We start from the raw sequence: 19841 nt of genomic DNA, 5'->3' as shown, positions 1-19841 counted from the left end.
GATGGGCAAATACTCTTAGTGAGTAAATGTTTGCCGTGGTGGCAAGGTGTTAGAACAACAGAGAATATAATGATGCAGGATTTGCGTCTGATATTAATCATTGTTGGCGCGATCGCCATAATAGCCTTACTGGTTCACGGCCTGTGGACAAGTCGTAAGGAGCGTTCTTCCATTTTTCGTGATCGTCCAATGAAGCGTTTGAAGTCTAAGCGTGACGAATACGAATCGGATGACGCTGAGGCTGACGATGAACAAGATGATGGAGTAGGTGAGGTGCGTGTGCGTCGGGTTAATCCTGCGCCAGAAACAACGACTCGCGAGCCAGAAATGCCTCGTCAGCCGCAAGCTCCTCAACATCAGTATGAGCCACCTTACGCCTCTGCTGAGCCGCGTCAGAGTGCGCCAGTGCGTCAGCCTGAACCGGTTATTCCACGTCAGGAAGTTCCTGTTGCGCCTGCACATCAGCCAGCGCCACAGCAACCTGCTGTCCATCAACCGGTACAACAGCCTGTTCAACCGCCTCAGCCAGTGGCACCGCAAGCGCCGGTCCAACCGGTGCAGCATTCTGAACCTGCGCCTGAGCCAGTTGCGGTACAACCTGCTCCGACACCGGAACCTCCGGCACGTCGTAAAGAGACGGTGATTGTGCTGAACGTTTCGGCTCATGCTGGCAGCATGATTAACGGCGATGTGCTGTTAAACAGTATTCAGCAAGCGGGCTTTATCTTTGGCGAAATGAACATTTTCCACCGTCATCTCAGCCCTGATGGCAGCGGCCCGGTTCTCTTTAGTCTTGCTAATATGGTTAAGCCTGGTTCATTTGACCCAGAAAGCATGACGAATTTTGCAACGCCTGGCGTGACAATTTTCATGCAGGTACCGTCATATGGCGACCCAACGCAAAACTTTAAGTTGATGCTGCAGTCTGCTCAGCACATTGCCGATGAAGTCGGTGGTGTGGTGCTGGATGACCAACGTCGTATGATGACACCGCAAAAAATGCGTGAGTACCAGGACCGTATCCGCGAAGTGGTTGAAGCTAACATCAGCCATTGATACGCGCTCTGAACATGTTTTTCTTTGAACCCTCGGATTCCGGGGGTTTTTTATAATGATGGTGCGATATGGACACAATCGAACAAAAAATCACTCAACTGCGAACCACGCTTCGCCATCATGAATATCTCTATCATGTGCTTGATACTCCAGAAGTCCCGGATGCGGAGTATGATCGCCTGATGGCTGAATTGCGTTCTCTGGAAGGCGCGCATCCTGAACTCATCACCCCTGATTCACCGACACAGCGCGTAGGTGCTGCACCTTTAAGCGAATTTACCCAGGTTCGCCATGAAGTACCGATGCTGTCGCTCGATAACGCCTTTGATGAAGCTAGCTACCTGGCGTTTAACAAGCGAGTTCAGGACCGCTTAAAAAGCGCAGAAGCCATTACTTTTTGCTGCGAGTTGAAACTCGATGGCCTCGCGGTGAGCCTGCTTTACGAAGATGGAGTGCTGGTTCGCGCCGCCACTCGTGGCGATGGTACGACGGGCGAAAATATCACTGCTAACGTGCGCACTATTCGTTCTATCCCTCTAAAACTGCGTGGCGAGAATATCCCCCTCCGCCTGGAAGTTCGTGGTGAAGTGTTCTTGCCGCAGGCTGGTTTTGAAAAGATTAACGAAGAGGCGCGCCGTACAGGCGGTAAAATCTTTGCTAACCCTCGTAATGCAGCAGCCGGATCTTTGCGTCAACTTGATCCACGTATTACCGCAAAACGCCCGCTAACCTTCTTCTGCTACGGCGTTGGTTTACTTGAAGGCGGTGAATTGCCAGCCAGCCATCATGCACGTTTGCAGCAGTTTAAAGAGTGGGGGCTGCCGGTGAGCGACCGCATTCGTCTGTGCAACACACCAGAAGAAGTGCTGGCGTTTTATCACCAGGTTGAAGCCGATCGTCCGAAATTAGGTTTTGATATCGACGGCGTCGTTATCAAAGTTGATTCGCTCGCACTGCAAGAAACACTCGGTTTTGTCGCCAGAGCACCGCGCTGGGCAATAGCATTTAAATTCCCGGCTCAAGAGCAGATGACTTTTGTTCGTGATGTTGAATTCCAGGTTGGGCGCACGGGTGCAATTACCCCTGTTGCTCGTCTGGAGCCGGTTCAGGTTGCAGGTGTGCTGGTTAGCAATGCCACATTGCATAATGCTGATGAAATTGAGCGCCTGGGTTTAAGAATTGGCGATCGCGTGGTTATTCGCCGCGCGGGTGATGTAATCCCACAAGTCGTAGGTGTGGTTGAGTCCGAACGTCCGGAGAATACCTCTGCGATTGTCTTCCCAACTCATTGTCCGGTATGCGGCTCTGACGTTGAGCGCGTTGAAGGTGAAGCGGTTGCGCGTTGTACCGGTGGTTTGATTTGCGGTGCCCAGCGTAAAGAAGCGCTTAAGCATTTTGTCTCTCGTCGCGCGCTGGATGTCGATGGCATGGGCGATAAGATAATCGACCAACTGGTTGAAAAAGAATATGTTCATACTCCTGCGGATCTTTTCCGCCTGACTGCCGGTAAACTTACCGGGCTTGACCGTATGGGCCCTAAGTCTGCTCAAAACGTAGTTGATGCGCTTGAGAAAGCTAAAGAGACAACGTTTGCACGCTTCCTCTATGCACTTGGCATTCGCGAAGTGGGCGAAGCGACAGCAGCCGGTTTAGCGGCGCATTTTGGTACGCTGGATGCGCTGATTGCGGCAAGCATCGAAGATCTGCAAAAAGTGCCTGATGTGGGAATTGTTGTCGCCACTCATACGTTCAACTTCTTCGCTGAAGAGAGTAACCGTGAAGTGATTCGCCAGTTGACTGAAGAAGCGGGCGTTCACTGGCCTGCACCGGTGATTATTAAAGCAGAGGAGATCGACAGCCCATTCGCCGGCAAAACGGTGGTACTCACAGGTTCACTGAGCATGATGTCGCGTGACGATGCCAAAGCACGCCTGGTCGCATTAGGCGCGAAAGTTGCGGGCAGTGTATCGAAGAAAACTGACCTGGTGATTGCGGGCGAGGCGGCTGGTTCTAAGCTTGTCAAAGCACAGGAATTGGGTATCGACGTGATTGATGAAGCTGAAATGATTCGCTTGTTAGGTGAATGAGATGGATAAAGAGCAGCTTATTGAGATAGCCAATACAGTAATGCCGTTCGGCAAGTATAAAGGTCGTGTATTGATTGACGTACCGGAAGAGTACTTGCTGTGGTTTGCGCGTAAAGATGAATTTCCTCAAGGGCATCTTGGTGAGCTGATGAGGCTTACATTGCTGATTAAGACCGAAGGGTTGGAGGGGCTGGTGAAGCCCCTCAAACGGCATTAACTAAGTGTTATCGGTGGCGGTTTTGGCTGCCACCTGCGTCTCTTTCTGATAACGGCGGGCTAGCACCGCGCATATCATCAATTGCAACTGGTGGAAGATCATAAGCGGCAGCACCATCATCCCGACGGTTGCGACCGGGAATAAGATATTTGCCATCGGAATCCCATTCGCCAAACTCTTCTTCGAACCGCAGAACACAATGGTAATTTCATCAGCTTTGCTAAAGCCCAGACGCCTTGCCACAAACATGTTGATGCTGATGACAATAGCCAGCAACACTAGGCTTACCACCACAATAAACAGTAGCGAGCCCAGGCCGACTTTGTGCCAAATTCCATGCCTGACCGCTTCGCTAAATGCCGTGTAAATGACGAGCAGAATGGAAGTCTGATCGGTTTTACCAATCCATTTTTTATGTTTTGCTACCCAATTACCAATCCACGGGCGAGAAAGATGGCCCGCCACAAACGGCACCAGAAGCTGCATCATAATGCTGCCGACCTGCTGCAAGCTGCCACTCGCGCCATGAACATGCATCACCATGCCCACTAAAAGTGGCGACAGGAATATACCAAGCAGACTAGAGGCCGATGCGGCGCACACGGCAGCGGCCACGTTGCCTCCTGCAAGCGAGGTGAACGCAATAGCGGACTGCACCGTGGCAGGCAAAATACACAGGTACAAGAATCCTGTATAAATCTCAGGGCTGACATTGACTGGTGCCCACCAGGCGAACAACACGCCCAGCACAGGGAATAGCACGAACGTGCTGCACATGACCCACAGGTGCAAACGCCAGTGGCTGCTGCCAGCAATAATCGCTTCGCGAGAAAGTTTTGCGCCGTGCATAAAGAATAAAAGTGCGATTGCGGCGGTCGTTAGCCCTTCAAAGAAGCCAACAAAGCTGCCTTGTGCGGGGAAGAAAGACGCCAGTAATACGGTCACAATTAGCGTCAGCGTGAAGGGGTCGAGTACGCGAAAGAGTTTCATCATCATTCCTCAAACTGTTGTAGAGCTATTGTGCTTTCATTAGTTTTAGAAATAAAATTGATTTATTGAATGCATTAATGAATTAAATAGATGAATTATTCACTGCGTCAGTTAAAAGTGTTTGTCGCCGTAGCTCATGCCGGGAGTTTTAGCCGGGCAGGGGAGCAAATTGGCTTGAGCCAGTCGGCGGTAAGCCACAGCGTAAAAGAGCTTGAGAGCGAAATCGGTGTGAAGCTTTTGGATCGCACCACGCGCGAAGTGGTGTTGACGGAAGCAGGCCAGCAACTGGCATCCAGGCTCGAACGGCTTCTGGAAGAGCTGACCAGCACACTTTTGGATACACGTAGCGTTGGCCATCAACTAAGCGGAATTGTGCGTGTCGCTGCGAGCCAGACTATCTCCGCCCACTTAATGCCGCAATCTATCGCAGCGGCGGCGCTTGAGTTTCCCGCGATCCGCTTTGTGCTTCATGATCGCCCGCAACAGTGGGTGCTGCAAAGCATTCGCCAGGGAGAAGTCGATTTCGGCATGGTTATCGACCCTATCCAGGCCAACGATCTGGATTGTGAAGTCGTGCTTTCCGAGCCGTTTTTATTGCTTTGCCGTAATGACCATCAGTTTGCCGCTCAGTCACGTGTTTCGTGGCAGGCATTACAAGGTCAAAACCTGGTGCTACAGGATTACGCATCAGGTAGCCGCCCGTTGATCGATGATGCGTTAATGCGTCAGGGAATTGAGGCGAATATAGTTCAGCAGATTGGCCACCCTGCAACACTGTTTCCAATGGTCGAGGCGGGAATTGGCATTAGCGTTCTTCCGGCACTGGCATTGCCGTTACCTAAAGAGCGCCCTCTGGTTGTCAGACCCCTGGTTCCCGTTGTCGATCGGCAATTAATGTTGGTGCGGCGGAAAAATCGCTCGCTTTCTCGTGCTGCTGAGGCTATCTGGCAGGTTGTTCGTCAACAGGCGCAGCAGTTAGCCACTGCTCGCCTGAGCAACCCACTGTTTAATAAAGATTAGACGTAGATATCAATCTGGTGTTCTTCGGACGGTTTATTCACACCTTCTACTCGGGATTGTTGCAGTTCCTGTTTTTGCTGGGCCTGTTCAGCTTGCTCACGCTGGAGTTGCGCCAGTTGCGCCTGTAACATTTTAATTTGCGCCTGAATGAGCTCTTGTTGCTTCTGCTTTTCTTCTGTTGTGCCGCTGCCATTGGCAATATCTTTCGCTTGCTGAGTGAGTTTAGTGATTTGCTGGGTGATACGGCTGATTTGTGACGCTAGATCGTTACCCGAGTTTGATGAAGAAGTGTTCGCAGTAGTTTGCAGCGAAGGCGTGGACGTTGTTATGGTGTTGCTCATAATAATTCCCTCAAAGGAGCCGATAAAAGGTTATCGGCTAAGCAAGGAATAATCTTGAGTGAATTGGGCTGAACCTACCATTTGTGGCAGGGCTGTATTCATCAGAAGTTATATTTTACCGAATAGATAAACCCGTCTTGCAGGAAGCTTTCTCCCAGTTTGTTGTCGGCATAACGATATTGTATGCCTGTGGTAATGCTCGGAATGGGTGTCCACCACAAAGCGACAGCTCCGTTTATGCCATCTTTGCCACCGTTGCCGGCTGCATAATTGTCGGCGCGGTCAAATTCATATTCATTCCAGTTGGTGAGCATCAGCTTCTCGCCCCAAAGCGAGAAACTATATCCCGCAACCCAACCCGCGACATAACCGTTATTTCCGGTGTAGTAAGTCTGGTCGGTGTAGCGTTTAGCAATGAACGGTTTAAACCAGAAGCCATTAGCCGCATAGTTATAACCCAGACCGTAAAGTCCCATCACGTCATGGAAATTATTGGCGTTAGGGTAACCGTAAGTGCCATAGACGTGCAGATAAAGGTTTAAGCCAGTATCGCCCAGATAAATACGGTTAGTGTTTTTGAAGGTATAGCGTTGTTCTGAACCCGGTTTATCGTGGCGGCTATTCAACGGGTTTTCAAGATCGAAGAAGCCATACATTTCACCCCAGGTAAAGTTTGCACCGCCTTCGAGTTCCAGATACGCGAAATCGTCTTTGTGGGATTTTTCACTGGTGCGATGCGTGGTTCGAGATGTCCAGTCGAGATAATGTAAGCCGATGTCAGCGAATCCTCCTTTAAATTCGGCTTGAGTGGCAGGAACAGCCATTAACGAGGACAATAAAGCGAGTGTAGTGGTGAGGTGTTTTTTCATTTTTTATTTTCCCTGTGCCTTAAATCCGAGATTTCCGTCCGGAAAGATGCTGACAACAAGTAGTGTGTCGGCCGATGGCATATTGCGAGGGAAGAATGGGAAACACCAATATTGTATTCGGTGCGATTGATACAATTTCAGTATTGATTGGCTGGGGAAGACGAGTAGAGTTTTGTATGGGGAATACGTGCAAAATTCTGCTGAATCGCACATAGCAAAAAGGCGCCTTTAGGGCGCCTTTCTACATTGGTGGGGCGTGCAGGATATCACTCGTCTCATCCTGAGACTCGCCCTGCGGGTCACCGCAAGCGGTGATGCAAAATCGTTCCCGACGATTTTGTCGAACCTGCAGCAGGTTCGAACCCAGCACGAAAAAGATCGAGCCTTAGAAACAACAAAAGCGCCCCGAAGGCGCTTTTGTCTAAATTTGGTGGGGCGTGCAGGATTCGAACCTGCGACCAATTGATTAAAAGTCAACTGCTCTACCAACTGAGCTAACGCCCCGAATGGTGGGTGATGACGGGCTCGAACCGCCGACCCCCTCCGTGTAAAGGAGGTGCTCTACCAACTGAGCTAATCACCCAAACTTCGGTACTTCTATTGCGAGAGTAGATAATGGTGGGTGATGACGGGCTCGAACCGCCGACCCCCTCCGTGTAAAGGAGGTGCTCTACCAACTGAGCTAATCACCCAAATCTTATCTCTTGCTACACTGCGGAATCACTCACTAATGAATGGTGGGTGATGACGGGCTCGAACCGCCGACCCCCTCCGTGTAAAGGAGGTGCTCTACCAACTGAGCTAATCACCCCCGCTGTGTGGAGTCGCATTATAGGGAGAGTTGAAAATGAGTCAACGCCTTTTCTAAAGATTTTGTTCGTTCGTCGTAAAAATAAACAATGCGATCGCGAATTGCACATTGGTGATTGATTTGTCATCAGAATATGTGGATTGAAGTCAAGAAAGGGTATCAACATTGAGGAATCAGTACACAGTGGTAGAATGTTGCCCACTCTATATTCCCTGGCATTTGCCGGTTCCCCGGTACTTTTGCGTAATTAAGGCCGTTTAATGAAAATCAAAACTCGCTTCGCGCCAAGCCCAACAGGCTATTTGCACGTTGGTGGTGCTCGTACTGCTCTCTATTCATGGCTTTTTGCTCGTAACCACGACGGTGAGTTCGTGCTACGTATAGAAGACACCGACCTTGAGCGTTCAACTCCAGAAGCTATAGAAGCTATTATGGATGGCATGAACTGGCTGAGCCTTGAGTGGGATGAAGGTCCGTATTATCAGACCAAGCGCTTTGACCGCTATAACGCGGTTATCGACGAGATGTTGGAAGCTGGTACAGCGTACAAATGCTACTGCTCTAAAGAACGCCTTGAGGCATTGCGTGAAGAACAAATGGCGAACGGCGACAAGCCACGTTATGACGGTCGCTGCCGCCATGGCCATGAGCATCATACTGCTGATGAACCATGTGTTGTGCGTTTTGCCAACCCGCAAGAAGGTTCTGTTATTTTCGATGACCAGATCCGTGGCCCAATCGAATTTAGCAACCAGGAGTTGGATGATCTGATCATTCGCCGTACCGATGGCTCCCCAACCTACAACTTCTGTGTTGTAGTGGATGACTGGGATATGGAAATCACCCACGTGGTTCGTGGCGAAGACCATATCAACAACACTCCGCGTCAGATCAACATCCTGAAAGCGTTGAATGCGCCAGTACCGGTTTATGCGCACGTTTCTATGATTAATGGCGACGACGGTAAAAAACTGTCCAAACGTCATGGCGCAGTGAGTGTCATGCAGTATCGCGATGACGGCTATCTGCCAGAAGCGCTGCTCAACTACCTGGTGCGTTTGGGCTGGTCTCATGGCGATCAGGAAATCTTCACTCGTGAAGAGATGATCAAATTGTTCACACTGGACTCCGTTAGCAAATCGGCCAGTGCATTCAATACTGAAAAATTGCAGTGGCTGAACCACCACTACATTAACCACCTTGCTCCTGAATATGTTGCGACCCATCTGCAATGGCACATCGAGCAGCAAAACATTGATACTCGCAACGGCCCACAACTGGCTGAGTTGGTTAAATTGCTTGGCGACCGCTGCAAAACTCTGAAAGAGATGGCTGAAACTTGCCGCTACTTCTATGAAGACTTCAGTGAGTTTGACGCAGATGCTGCGAAGAAACACCTTCGTCCGGTTGCTCGTCAGCCGCTGGAAGTTGTGCGCGACAAACTGGCAGCATTGACCGACTGGACTGCAGAGAATGTGCATACTGCAATTCAGGCAACCGCTGATGAATTGGAAGTAGGCATGGGTAAAGTTGGTATGCCGCTGCGTGTTGCTGTTACAGGGGCAGGGCAGTCACCTGGTCTTGATGTCACTGTTCACGCGATTGGTAAACAACGTTCGATTGCTCGTATTAATCAGGCTCTGGAATTCATTGCTGCGCGCGAAGCACAACAGTAACGCCTGACGTTATAAAGTGTTGTGACTAAAAAGCCGGCTTATGCCGGCTTTTTGATACTCGTTTTACTCATCACGAATACCTAAACGCTTTAACACCCCAGCAATGCCTTCTCGCAGAATCAATGCAGACATTTTTTCTTGTTCCGAGATTGACATCTGTTTCATCGAATTGAGCAAAAGCCCTTCCAGTGAAGTGTCATTAACGTGGTAACTGCTGAGTTTCTCCGAAACGCGTTTTGCACTATTAATAAAATCACGTACACGTTCATCCACATGAATCAGGCGAGCTTTACCTCCCTGAACACCGGGTTTTTGAGTGGTGAGCCAGCTTTCTTTACGTACCCATTTGTTGATTGTTTGTCGACTATAACCAGTAATCATCGCCAGCTCTTCCGGGGTCATACGTTCCTTGAGCACAGTTTTTCCTTAAATCCAAAGGGGTTATTAGTGGTTCATTTTAGGGGATCATTTTACTGGAAACTGTGACAGGATTAACTACAGGAAGACGAGATGCCTCTGCTTTTACTTGTATTGTTTGCTTTTTCGGCGATTAATCGCCGAAGCTGAATTTGACGTTGACACTCTCGAATGGGTTTCATATGATGCCGCCCGTCGATACGACACGGTTTCACGGTACGGGGCTATAGCTCAGCTGGGAGAGCGCTTGCATGGCATGCAAGAGGTCAGCGGTTCGATCCCGCTTAGCTCCACCAAATCTTTACCAGCAAGATTTGAATCGTTTAAACCAAACCCATTCGTGGGGCTATAGCTCAGCTGGGAGAGCGCTTGCATGGCATGCAAGAGGTCAGCGGTTCGATCCCGCTTAGCTCCACCAAAATATGAAACCCTCGCCTAATGGCGGGGGTTTTTTCGTTTCTGCGTCAGAATAACGTCACAAAATAGTGATTTGAGCACGACTTTCCTCAATTCAGTGAATATATAAATACGATGCATTCTTAATGTGAATATATCAAATTATTTCTCTTTGTTGGTTTGTATAAAAAACTAATAAATTTAATCACCTGCAATAATTCGCAAACTTGATTTGCGCAACAAATAAACGTATTATTTATCACCGAATAATGCTGCAAAGCCATTACAGAATACTCAGACCAGGGCTTATGATTTTTCAAAAATCTATCAAGAAATTCGTTACAGCACTGGTTTTATCTCTCTTGCTCGTCCCTTTTTCTCGCTACATTTCACCGTTAACGACAATTGATGGTGTTCAGGTTTATCTCGCATATCTTCCAATGGGTTTGTTGATAGCCATGGTGTTTATCTATGGCCGAGCTGCGATTATTCCTCTAATAATTTCATCAGTAGTGACATTCTCATGCGTACTTCATCTGTCATTTGTGGCGTTAGCGTCGTTTGTTTTTTGCCTGATATTTCCAATAATAGTTTGTAGCATAATTGCTCGTCATTACCTTGGGTCGAGATGGCGCTATGCTTTGACCGATAAAGGAATGGGGACTCGGATATTCTGGCTAGGGTTTGTCGCACCTTTCAGCACTAAATTATTGATGTATCTGGCGGGGCACTATATTCAATTTCCAGAAGCAGTGGCTGCGTACTTTGGTGACAATTCACTCATGTTTATGGTGGTGGATTTTCAAAATTTAATTGCCGCCTCGCTGATATTCACTTTCCTGTTTTACTATCCGCTTAGAATGATCCTGAATCCAAATTACGTCCGAGCCTTCTGGCGTCGTTGCGTGATGCGTGATTTCGTTGGCCCACGTCGTTTTTATTCTTTCACCTGGTTGTTATGCCTGATAACTCTGCTGGTGGTGCTGTGCTCATCGTGGGGCTTGTTGCAGGTTTCAGGTTACCTTGTGCCCGCTATCTTTGTGCTATTTACGTTGGGTATCCGCCATTTTGGCCCGCGTTTAATGGGGCTGTTATGGGCTATATCCGTATGGCTACTACTGACATATAACGATGGTTTCCTTTACGGGGTTAATACAGAATTTGCCCTATCATTCATTCTTTCTGTTTTCATCTCTTTTTCCGTCTGTATGTTGTATATGACGATGATGTTTAAGAAAAACGAATGGATGAAACGCATTTATCATTCGCAGGCATTAACCGACCCATTAACACAATTACCAAATTTACGTGCCCTGGAACATCATGTGCAATGTTACCCGGAAGGGACGCTTTGCTGCCTAAGGATGTCGAACCTGGAATTTTTAAGCCGCCATTACGGCATGATGATGCGAATTCATTGTAAGCGTATAGTTACCAGTCAGATAACGCCTTTCCTGCATGAAGGTGAACAAGTATTTCAGTTGCCCGGAAGCGAATTATTAATTTTCCTCCGTGGACAACATACCGATGCGCGACTCGAACATATTGTTGATTTACTCAATAGCAAAAAAATAACATGGCATAACACCATGCTGGAAATTGAGTACGGCGCATCCTATAGCGTTATCGACAACAGCCTTGAAGAATTACACCGCACTTTAGGGCAATTAAGTTTTCTCTCCGATCAGGCGAGTGAATCGTTACGCGTACTCAGCTTGAATACCCGAGTTGAATATGTCTCTGACAAAACGACAGAGCGTGTTTTGTTACTGCAAAAAATCAAACGTGCTTTGAATGAAGAAGAGCCTGTCACTCTCTATGCACAACCTATTGTGAATAAGATGGGGCATGGATATCACGAAATACTGAGTCGTATCACTTTTGATGATGAATTAATTACCCCGGATAAGTTTATTCCCGTTATTGCCGAGTTTAACCTCAGCACGCGCTTCGATATGTTAGTGGTGAAGAAGCTGGTGAATTATTTGTATCTTCACCCTGAGAAGGGCGAGCAGTCGCGTTTCTCGGTAAATCTTATGCCGTTGACGTTGATGCAAAAGGATATTGCGCAGAATATTATTTCATTGTTCACGCAATTCCAGGTGCCAACCAGCAGCGTGATAATTGAAGTCACCGAGGAACAGGCTTTTTCAGAGTCAGAAACTTCAATGCAGAACATTACGTTACTGCGTGATTATGGGTTTAAAATTGCCATTGATGATTTTGGTACCGGTTATGCTAACTACGAGCGGTTGAAAAGGCTGCAAGCAGACATTATTAAGATTGATGGTTGCTTCATCAAAGACATCACCACCGACTCGCTTGACCCGCTGATTGTTAAATCTATTTGTGATATGGCTCGAGCGAAGCAATTGATTGTTGTTGCAGAGTTTGTTGAAACGCAAGAACAGCGCAAGCTGTTATGCGAACTCGGCGTACAGTTTTTACAAGGGTATCTGATAGGCAAGCCAGAACCTCTGGCCTTAGTCCATACATTAAGGTAGCAGTATGTTGCGAGCATATAATCAAAGGGCTGATTTGTGAGCACTTCTTTAGCGAATAGATTTCGCCTGCCAATGGCAAAAACACTCCGGGTTATCCATCTGGTTTTTATTTTTGTTTTTGCGCTGACTACTTTTTTATTCTGGCAGCAAGGACAGCTATTTAGCCATGGCTACCGTACAAGCCAGCTTAGCCACCTTGAAAGTGTAATTGCCAGAATCGAAAGCAAAGCACAGTACAAAGTTGACAACCTTCGCTATCTAAAACGAATTTTTATTGAAGCGATGGACGATCCGTTGTTCCCTGGTGTGGCAACTGTTCCTTCGGAAATTACAGGCGATGTTGGCGATTCACCATTGTGGGTCCGCGAGCTGCCTTTGCCCGATACGCTTACCGAGGACAGCGCGTTTCACGGCGAGGACGCGCTACAAGTCCGCCAGCAACTCTACGCATTGCGGAAGATTCAGGGTCTTTTCCCGTTGGCGACAGGGGCCAATGAACTGACTGCTGATTTGTACTACATCTCACGTGATGGCGAGTTTATTGTCTCTCTATCCCAGGAGATGAACTCGCTATTGGTGAGCAGCTACAACCCTCATGTAGAACAGGGTAGTTTCGTGCTGGCTTCGCCATTGCTCAATCCACAGCGAGAACCTTTCTGGACACGGCAGAATATCGCTAAAACTGATGACACTCTGGTTAATGCCGCCATTCCTGTCGATTTTCGTGGCGAATGGATAGGCCTTCTGGGGATAGCGTTTGAAAATGATGCAGTGCAAAAATTCCTTGCGGCGTCATTACCTGAAGATACGCAGAGTGCTTATCAATTGTTTGATGAACGGCTAATTCCACTCACCGGTACCGTAGGGTCGGCCAATCAATTTCAACTCACTGCTAAGCATCTACAAACTATTCGCCAGATGCTTGAAGTCTCATCGCGCGGCACGATGCGCGATGGGTCGGTATTCATCACTTTTGGCAGAGTTGTTGGCACGCGATCGGTACTGATAAGCACCCAGACCCTCAGCCAGGGTTTACATGAAGACTTTGGCCGTTTCAGTATCCTGTTGATCGCGATGTGGGGGATATTCGTGCTTTTCCTTTGGGGATCGCACCGAGTTATTTGCCGCCTGGTGCGCAATATGGGGAGCTTGCAGCGTGAAATGCAGCATCATGCGCTTCACGATGAGTTGACCGGTGCACTTAACCGCCGTGGCTTCTTTGAGAAAACATCACAAATTAGCCCTGATTATGTAGATTACACACTTGTGCAATTAGATCTCGACCACTTCAAGAAAGTGAACGATGTTTACGGGCATCAGGTCGGTGACAATGTGCTGATGCATGCGACTCAGCGCATTCAGCGTGCGATACGCAGCCAGGATATTCTTGGGCGTATTGGTGGTGAGGAGTTCTGTATTTATCTGCCTAACTCCGATCTCAAGGCGGGGATTATGGTGGCTACAAGAGTTAAATGGGAGTTGGAGTCTTCGGCACTGGTTCTGGATGACGGCCGAAAATTACCGGTTACCGCATCGCTAGGTGTGGCTTCGCACAGTGAGTATCCTGAGTACACGCTTGATCAAATCCAGTCGCTTGCAGATATGCGGATGTATACCGCTAAAGAACGAGGCAGAAACCAGGTCTGCTGGCAGGATGACGATGCTATTCAGGCGTAGATAAATCCGCCAGGAATTTCAGGCATAAAAAAAGCCGGAGCAAATTGCCCCGGCTTTTTATTGTGAGAATTACAAGAACAGACCAGCGATAGATGCTGACAGAATACTCACCAGAGTTGCACCGTAAACCAGTTTCAGGCCAAAGCGAGAAACCACGTTACCTTGCTCTTCGTTCAGGCCTTTAATCGCACCCGCGATAATCCCGATAGAAGAGAAGTTAGCAAACGAAACCAGGAACACAGACAGGATACCTTCCGCACGTGGGGAAAGCGTACCAGCCAGTTTTTGCAGATCCAACATCGCAACAAATTCGTTGGAAACCAGTTTGGTGGCCATGATGCTACCAACCTGCAATGCTTCATGCGACGGAACACCCATCACCCAGGCTACCGGGTAGAAGATGTAACCCAGAATGCCCTGGAAGGAGATGCCGAAGATTGCTGCAAACAGTGCGTTAAGTGCCGCGATCAGGGCAATGAAGCCAATCAGCATTGCGGCAACGATAATCGCAACTTTAAAACCTGCCAGAATGTATTCACCGAGCATTTCGAAGAAGCTTTGGCCTTCGTGCAGGTTAGACATCTGGATATTTTCTTCGCTCTCGTCAACGCGGTAAGGGTTAATCAGCGACAGTACGATAAAGGTACTGAACATGTTCAACACCAGCGCTGCGACCACATATTTTGGCTCGAGCATCGTCATATATGCACCGACAATCGACATGGACACGGTAGACATGGCCGTAGCGGACATGGTGTACATGCGGTTGCGAGACATCTTGCCGAGAATATCCTTATAGGCGATAAAGTTTTCTGATTGTCCCAGAATCAGCGAGCTTACGGCGTTAAAGGATTCCAGTTTACCCATACCATTCACTTTAGACAGAACGGTACCGATAAAGCGGATAACAATCGGCAGAACACGGATGTGCTGCAATATCCCGATCAGCGCGGAGATAAAGACGATTGGGCAGAGTACTTTCAGGAAGAAGAAGGCGAGTCCTTCGTCATTCATCTTACCGAATACAAAGTTTGTCCCTTCGTTAGCGAACGACAGCAGTTTCTCAAACATTTCTGAGAAACCTCTCACAAAGCCCAGACCGATTTCTGAGTTCAGGAAGAACCAGGCGAGAATGAGTTCAATCACTAACAGTTGAACGATAAAGCGAATACGAATCTGCTTACGGTTGCTACTCAGCAATAAAGCAAGTAGCGCAACCACGGCAAGCGCTAAGACAAAGTGAAGAACGCGGGACATATTTGCTCCAAACATGAGGCAGGTTTAATTTCGTTGCACATTCTATGAAACAAGCAATAAGAAAACGAGACTAATCGCACACTATAGTGATGTCGTGTGACCAAACTCAAAATTAGTGATCAACCATACATTTCTGCTATGTTAAGTAAAGAAGATAAAAGTTGCGTCAACGCACATATCCTTAACATAGTGGTTGTCGTATTTTTTTTAATTAACGGACGATGCTAAATCGTCACCCCAAATCCCTCATTGTTTTCATCTATCAGAGCAATCAGTTTATCTCACTTAAATGAATTTGATAATCATTCTCATTTTTGATAGCTTGAAACATAGCAAAGGCTATATCTCAGAGGCAGATGATGACAAACAGTCGCGTTGACAACAGTGGTACCCGCACAGCGCGCAGATTACGCCTGGCGTTGATGGGCCCAGCGTTTATCGCTGCTATCGGGTATATCGATCCTGGTAACTTTGCTACCAACATTCAGGCCGGGGCCAGCTTTGGCTATAAATTGCTATGGGTAGTGGTGTGGGCGAACCTGATGGCGATGCTTATCCAAATTCTGTCGGCAAAACTAGGGATTGCCACCGGCAAGAACCTCGCTGAACAAATTCGTGACCACTATCCGCGTCCGGTTGTGTGGCTGTACTGGATACAAGCCGAAATCATTGCCATGGCGACCGATCTGGCCGAATTCATCGGTGCTGCGATTGGTTTTAAATTAATCCTCGGTGTCTCATTGCTGCAAGGTGCGGTACTTACCGGTATTGCAACGTTCCTGATACTGATGTTGCAACGGCGCGGGCAAAAACCGCTCGAAAAAGTGATCGGTGGACTGCTGTTATTTGTGGCCGCGGCTTACATTGTTGAACTGATTTTCTCACAGCCTAAATTGGCTGAATTGGGCAAAGGGATGTTGATCCCAACCTTGCCGACCAGCGAAGCGGTATTTTTAGCCGCCGGAGTGCTGGGTGCGACTATTATGCCGCACGTTATCTATCTTCACTCATCGCTGACCCAGCATATGCACGAAGGCAATCGCGCCGAGCGTTACAGCGCGACAAAATGGGATGTGGGCATCGCAATGACGATTGCCGGATTTGTTAATCTGGCGATGATGGCAACGGCCGCCGCAGCGTTTCACTTCTCTGGCCATACAGGTGTTGCCGATCTCGAAAAGGCATATCTCACGCTTGAGCCACTTTTGAGCCATTCTGCGGCGACAATCTTCGGATTGAGCTTGGTTGCGGCGGGATTGTCATCAACTGTTGTCGGCACGCTGGCAGGGCAGGTCGTGATGCAGGGGTTCGTGCGCTTCTATATACCGCTGTGGGTTCGCCGCTCAGTCACCATGGCACCTTCATTTATTGTCATCCTGATGGGGCTTGACCCAACGCGCGTTCTTGTTATGAGCCAGGTACTGCTCAGTTTCGGTATCGCACTGGCTCTGGTGCCGCTGCTGATTTTTACCAGCAATGAAAAATTGATGGGGGATTTAGTCAATACCCGGCTGGTAAAACAAGTGGGGTGGGTGATTGTAGCTGTAGTGGTGGCGCTTAACCTGTGGCTGCTAGTTGGTACGGCTTTGGGGTTGTAGATTTATAGCGCTCTGCGGCCACAGTCTTGTGGTCGCGGGTTAGATCTTTATAAGTTCATTCATGCATTTGCGTTTATTTATATCCCTTCCCCTGGTGAGTTAGCAGAATATATGCCTGCTAACTCGAACCATAAACATTCCCTGAATCGCAAACGCGATTGCCAATACACCGACAATCATAAGATTGTGATGCCCTAACGCAATAGCACCTAAGAAAATGTCAATAATCGTATTGAGCAATAATATTCCAAAAAGCGGAATGCTCAGCAGTTTTCGATTCGCTATCGAGGTCCACATTATTTATAAATTACCCTGTGCATATTGGTGCCGAACACAGGCAATCATACCTATTAAGACTCTGTTGATTAGTTACTACTTTCAGAACAAATGGGTGTGATTTGTTGAACAATCAGCTCTATCCATCCCACATTATGTTATGTATGATTTATGCTGACGTTTAGAAATATCAGGGTTTTGTCATGTTCAAGCACTTTAATCATATGGCTCTTTTTGCCGCGCTGGTAAAAAACGGCAATTTTACAAGAACCGCTGAAGAATTGAATATGACGAAATCTCGCGTCAGCCAGCAAATAAGTGAACTCGAAGAATATCTTGGTTTACGTTTGCTCAATCGAACAACGCGAAAGATCTCGCTGACATATGCAGGTGAAAGTTATTTGCGATACTGTCAGGAAGTGATAGATGTTGCATTCAGAGCTGATGAGCTCATTCAGTTATTACGTGAAAGCCCAAATGGGAAATTAAGAATAATAGCGCCTCCGGGGTTCATGTACAGTGCCTTACCTGCACCTCACCATGAGTTTTTGAAAGCAAATCCTCAGGTTGAACTTGAACTGGTTACGGCTGACTCATTCTTTGGTTCGGTTAACGATACTTTTGATGTCGCTTACAGAATAGGTAAGCCTTCCGATGACTCTTTCATTGGGCGTTTCCTGGGAACCTTTAATCGATTTATTGTTGCGACGCCGGAGTATGCAGAAAAGCATAATGTCAGTTCACCTGATGAATTGCTTACATGTGATTTAATTACTCATAAAACATGGAAAAGCGTCACTCTTTCTCAAGAAGCTAGCAGCTATAAATTGGTCATGAATTCTCGGCATACCAGCGATAATCTTACTTATATATTGCAACAAGCTTTACAAGGTACAGGGATGGCAATTTTGCCCGAGTACATTGTGGATCCTTATCTAAAAAATGGTCAGCTTAAAATTGCTCTTCCCGACTGGAGTGTGCAGAAAATAGAATTGTGGATGATTTACCCCAGTAATAAAAATAACACTTTGACATTGCGTAATTACATTGATTTTATTCTTCATAGTGATGCCATCAAAGCACTGAGCAAAAATGGAAATACTGACTAGTTAATTCATCATTCATTACTTTTCTGTTTTTTATTATCTATGTTTAATCTCAATTTTAAGTGGGAGAGATTTTTGTATGCCGCAATACCTATCTTTAAAAGATTACGCTTCTGATATTCATAGTAAAAAAACAAGTATGGATAGTTTATGGAATAACTACACATTGGTTTTGCTAAAGAATATTACATTAACTGAACGTTTATACCATCACCAGGTAGCAATTTGCCAAAGTAATAATTTGTCTATAAAGCTTTTTGGTTCAATGCAGCTAAACATTATCCGCACCGGTTTTTTAGGCCCTATTATGATTAGCTATGATCCTCTTATACAAGGAGAGAGCATTATAGACATACCCTCTTCATATATTAATCAACAGGGCCTCCTTGACGGAGTGATTCCTCTTTCTGATAAAAAACAGGTTTTTGAGCATTACTTACATAAATTGGTTCCCGTTTATGCACATATGGCAAATTTATGTGTAAAGGATAAAGAATGATAGTCAGGCCTGAGCAACACTGGTTTAGAAGATTGTTTTCATGGAGAGGGTCTATTATGAGGAAGATTTCTCGCCAGTTGCTCTTTTTCGCTATGTTGAATATGGCTTATCTATTTTTACTCCCGCTTTTGCATTTGCATGGTATTGAAGCAAAAGAAAATCCAATTGGTTTTATTGGGATATCCATTTCGATATTTCTTGGCTTCCGTAACAATGCAGCGTGGCTCCGCTATTCTGAGGCCAGAAAGCTTTGGGGAGACTTGTTGATTACCACTCGATCTTTAATGCGGGAAATAAAAAGCACAACAGAAGCTAGTCAGGATGAGATGAAAGTCGTGCTCAATTTTATCGTATGTTATTGCAACATATTAAAATCGATGCTGCGGCATGAAAAAATGCCTGTGGAGGTCACATCGCAAGCCCCATTTATGCTTGAGAGGCTAAATGTTGCCACTCCATGTAATGCTTTGCTTCAGGAGATTGGCAAATGGCTTTTTCGCTATAAGCGAAATTCCCTGGATTACCAGAACTTTAATCATTACCTCAATAATATCAGTACCATTCAGGGTGGGTGTGAACGTATCAGTAATACGCCAATTCCGTTTGCATATTCTTTAATTTTACATCGCACTATTTATATCTATTGTGCGATTTATCCATTGCTGATCATCGACAGCTTTGGGTTTCTTTCTCTGTTGTTTTCATTATTTACCACATATGCATTGCTTGCGCTTGATGCGATTGCTACTGAGCTTGAGGATCCCTTTGGTCGTGAAGATAATGATTTACCCTTGAATGCTATCTGCAACACCATTGAAATTGATTTACGGGAAATGATCCATGATGGGAGGCTTCCTGGAAAAATCACCCCAGATAAAAACTATCGATTGCTGTAATAAAAATGGGAGCCTTAGCTCCTAATGCCGGTCACTTAAGGTGACCGGCATTGTTTTTTAAGGGATATTTCGACCTTTTTTCTCTCACTTCCCTTGCATATTCACGCTCACGCCTCGAGGGGAGTTTTAGCATCGCTGCGTTGCTGTA

Annotated in this window: 17 protein-coding genes and 6 tRNA genes; 14 read left to right on the top strand and 9 right to left on the bottom strand. The window is 46.9% G+C overall.

All coding sequences use genetic code 11. The features are described 5' to 3' along the window. Positions 1-69: 69 nt before the first annotated feature. The 3 genes from zipA (at position 70) to LVQ76_RS17760 (ending at position 3360) form a co-directional block, all read left to right on the top strand. The gene (gene zipA / locus LVQ76_RS17770) at positions 70-1056 is read left to right on the top strand and encodes a cell division protein ZipA (RefSeq protein ID WP_232865902.1); all 987 of its coding nucleotides are present in this window, start codon (positions 70-72) and stop codon (positions 1054-1056) included. A 68-nt stretch (positions 1057-1124) separates the two neighbouring features. Then, complete coding sequence (gene ligA, locus LVQ76_RS17765; protein ID WP_232922172.1) at positions 1125-3143, top strand: NAD-dependent DNA ligase LigA; 2019 nt, start codon at positions 1125-1127, stop codon at positions 3141-3143. A gap of 1 nt (position 3144) precedes the next feature. Next, the gene (locus LVQ76_RS17760) at positions 3145-3360 is read left to right on the top strand and encodes a DUF3820 family protein (protein ID WP_034459012.1); all 216 of its coding nucleotides are present in this window, start codon (positions 3145-3147) and stop codon (positions 3358-3360) included. Here LVQ76_RS17760 and LVQ76_RS17755 read toward each other — a convergent pair whose 3' ends face one another. After that, entirely contained in the window at positions 3361-4350 is a 990-nt protein-coding gene (locus tag LVQ76_RS17755) for a bile acid:sodium symporter family protein (protein ID WP_232865904.1), read from the bottom strand. It lies immediately after the preceding gene. A 90-nt stretch (positions 4351-4440) separates the two neighbouring features. On the opposite strand from LVQ76_RS17755, the gene LVQ76_RS17750 reads away from it, so the two are divergent. Further along, positions 4441-5370, top strand: coding sequence for a LysR family transcriptional regulator (locus LVQ76_RS17750; protein WP_232904983.1), 930 nt, complete (start codon positions 4441-4443; stop codon positions 5368-5370). Here LVQ76_RS17750 and LVQ76_RS17745 read toward each other — a convergent pair. The 6 genes from LVQ76_RS17745 to LVQ76_RS17720 all read right to left on the bottom strand — a co-directional run bounded on the left by LVQ76_RS17745 (position 5367) and on the right by LVQ76_RS17720 (position 7391). Then, the gene (locus LVQ76_RS17745) at positions 5367-5711 is read right to left on the bottom strand and encodes a FlxA-like family protein (protein WP_232865906.1); all 345 of its coding nucleotides are present in this window, start codon (positions 5709-5711) and stop codon (positions 5367-5369) included. The two genes, LVQ76_RS17750 and LVQ76_RS17745, sit on opposite strands and share 4 nt — an antisense overlap. 101 nt (positions 5712-5812) lie before the next feature. Continuing rightward, positions 5813-6580 (bottom strand): nucleoside-specific channel-forming Tsx family protein, encoded by a 768-nt coding sequence (locus LVQ76_RS17740; RefSeq protein ID WP_232904981.1) that lies wholly within the window; start codon positions 6578-6580, stop codon positions 5813-5815. A 428-nt stretch (positions 6581-7008) separates the two neighbouring features. Beyond that, a tRNA-Lys gene (locus tag LVQ76_RS17735) sits at positions 7009-7084 on the bottom strand. Between the two features lie 3 nt (positions 7085-7087). Next, positions 7088-7163 (bottom strand) — tRNA-Val (locus LVQ76_RS17730). Between the two features lie 33 nt (positions 7164-7196). After that, positions 7197-7272, bottom strand: a tRNA-Val gene (locus tag LVQ76_RS17725). Between the two features lie 43 nt (positions 7273-7315). Then, positions 7316-7391, bottom strand: a tRNA-Val gene (locus LVQ76_RS17720). Positions 7392-7651: 260 nt separating this feature from the next. On the opposite strand from LVQ76_RS17720, the gene gltX reads away from it, so the two are divergent. Then, positions 7652-9067, top strand: coding sequence for a glutamate--tRNA ligase (gene gltX / locus LVQ76_RS17715; RefSeq protein ID WP_151995195.1), 1416 nt, complete (start codon positions 7652-7654; stop codon positions 9065-9067). A 63-nt stretch (positions 9068-9130) separates the two neighbouring features. Here the strand turns inward: gltX and LVQ76_RS17710 are convergent, their stop codons facing one another. Continuing rightward, complete coding sequence (locus LVQ76_RS17710; protein WP_064512886.1) at positions 9131-9484, bottom strand: YfeC-like transcriptional regulator; 354 nt, start codon at positions 9482-9484, stop codon at positions 9131-9133. 220 nt (positions 9485-9704) lie between these two features. On the opposite strand from LVQ76_RS17710, the gene LVQ76_RS17705 reads away from it, so the two are divergent. From LVQ76_RS17705 to LVQ76_RS17690, 4 genes are all read left to right on the top strand, one after another. Beyond that, positions 9705-9780: transfer RNA gene (locus LVQ76_RS17705), tRNA-Ala, on the top strand. A gap of 46 nt (positions 9781-9826) precedes the next feature. Then, positions 9827-9902 (top strand) — tRNA-Ala (locus LVQ76_RS17700). 247 nt (positions 9903-10149) lie between these two features. Next, entirely contained in the window at positions 10150-12384 is a 2235-nt protein-coding gene (locus LVQ76_RS17695; protein ID WP_232922171.1) for an EAL domain-containing protein, read from the top strand. A 36-nt stretch (positions 12385-12420) separates the two neighbouring features. Next, positions 12421-14061: a diguanylate cyclase gene (locus LVQ76_RS17690; RefSeq protein WP_232865910.1), complete on the top strand. Its 1641-nt coding sequence runs from the start codon at positions 12421-12423 to the stop codon at positions 14059-14061. A 69-nt stretch (positions 14062-14130) separates the two neighbouring features. Here the strand turns inward: LVQ76_RS17690 and LVQ76_RS17685 are convergent, their stop codons facing one another. Continuing rightward, entirely contained in the window at positions 14131-15318 is a 1188-nt protein-coding gene (locus LVQ76_RS17685; RefSeq protein ID WP_034458999.1) for a NupC/NupG family nucleoside CNT transporter, read from the bottom strand. A 289-nt stretch (positions 15319-15607) separates the two neighbouring features. On the opposite strand from LVQ76_RS17685, the gene LVQ76_RS22485 reads away from it, so the two are divergent. From LVQ76_RS22485 to LVQ76_RS17665, 5 genes are all read left to right on the top strand, one after another. Then, on the top strand, positions 15608-15697 hold the full coding sequence (locus LVQ76_RS22485; RefSeq protein ID WP_420535613.1) for a hypothetical protein: 90 nt from the start codon (positions 15608-15610) through the stop codon (positions 15695-15697). Then, a complete protein-coding gene (locus LVQ76_RS17680; RefSeq protein WP_232865912.1) occupies positions 15678-16916 on the top strand; it encodes an Nramp family divalent metal transporter in 1239 nt (412 codons plus the stop codon). Before LVQ76_RS22485 ends, LVQ76_RS17680 begins: the two co-directional genes overlap by 20 nt. A 479-nt stretch (positions 16917-17395) precedes the next feature. Beyond that, positions 17396-18301: a LysR family transcriptional regulator gene (locus LVQ76_RS17675; RefSeq protein ID WP_151995192.1), complete on the top strand. Its 906-nt coding sequence runs from the start codon at positions 17396-17398 to the stop codon at positions 18299-18301. A gap of 76 nt (positions 18302-18377) precedes the next feature. Then, positions 18378-18797, top strand: coding sequence for a hypothetical protein (locus LVQ76_RS17670; protein WP_232922170.1), 420 nt, complete (start codon positions 18378-18380; stop codon positions 18795-18797). A 56-nt stretch (positions 18798-18853) separates the two neighbouring features. Beyond that, positions 18854-19693, top strand: coding sequence for a bestrophin family protein (locus LVQ76_RS17665; RefSeq protein WP_232865913.1), 840 nt, complete (start codon positions 18854-18856; stop codon positions 19691-19693). The last annotated feature ends 148 nt before the right edge of the window (positions 19694-19841 follow it).

Origin of the sequence: Buttiauxella cochleicola, from assembly GCF_021283185.1 — a bacterium.
GTDB classification, from domain to species: domain Bacteria; phylum Pseudomonadota; class Gammaproteobacteria; order Enterobacterales; family Enterobacteriaceae; genus Buttiauxella; species Buttiauxella massiliensis.
The sequence above is the reverse complement of the archived record's forward strand: the minus strand, read 5'-3'. Positions and strand labels throughout refer to the sequence as shown.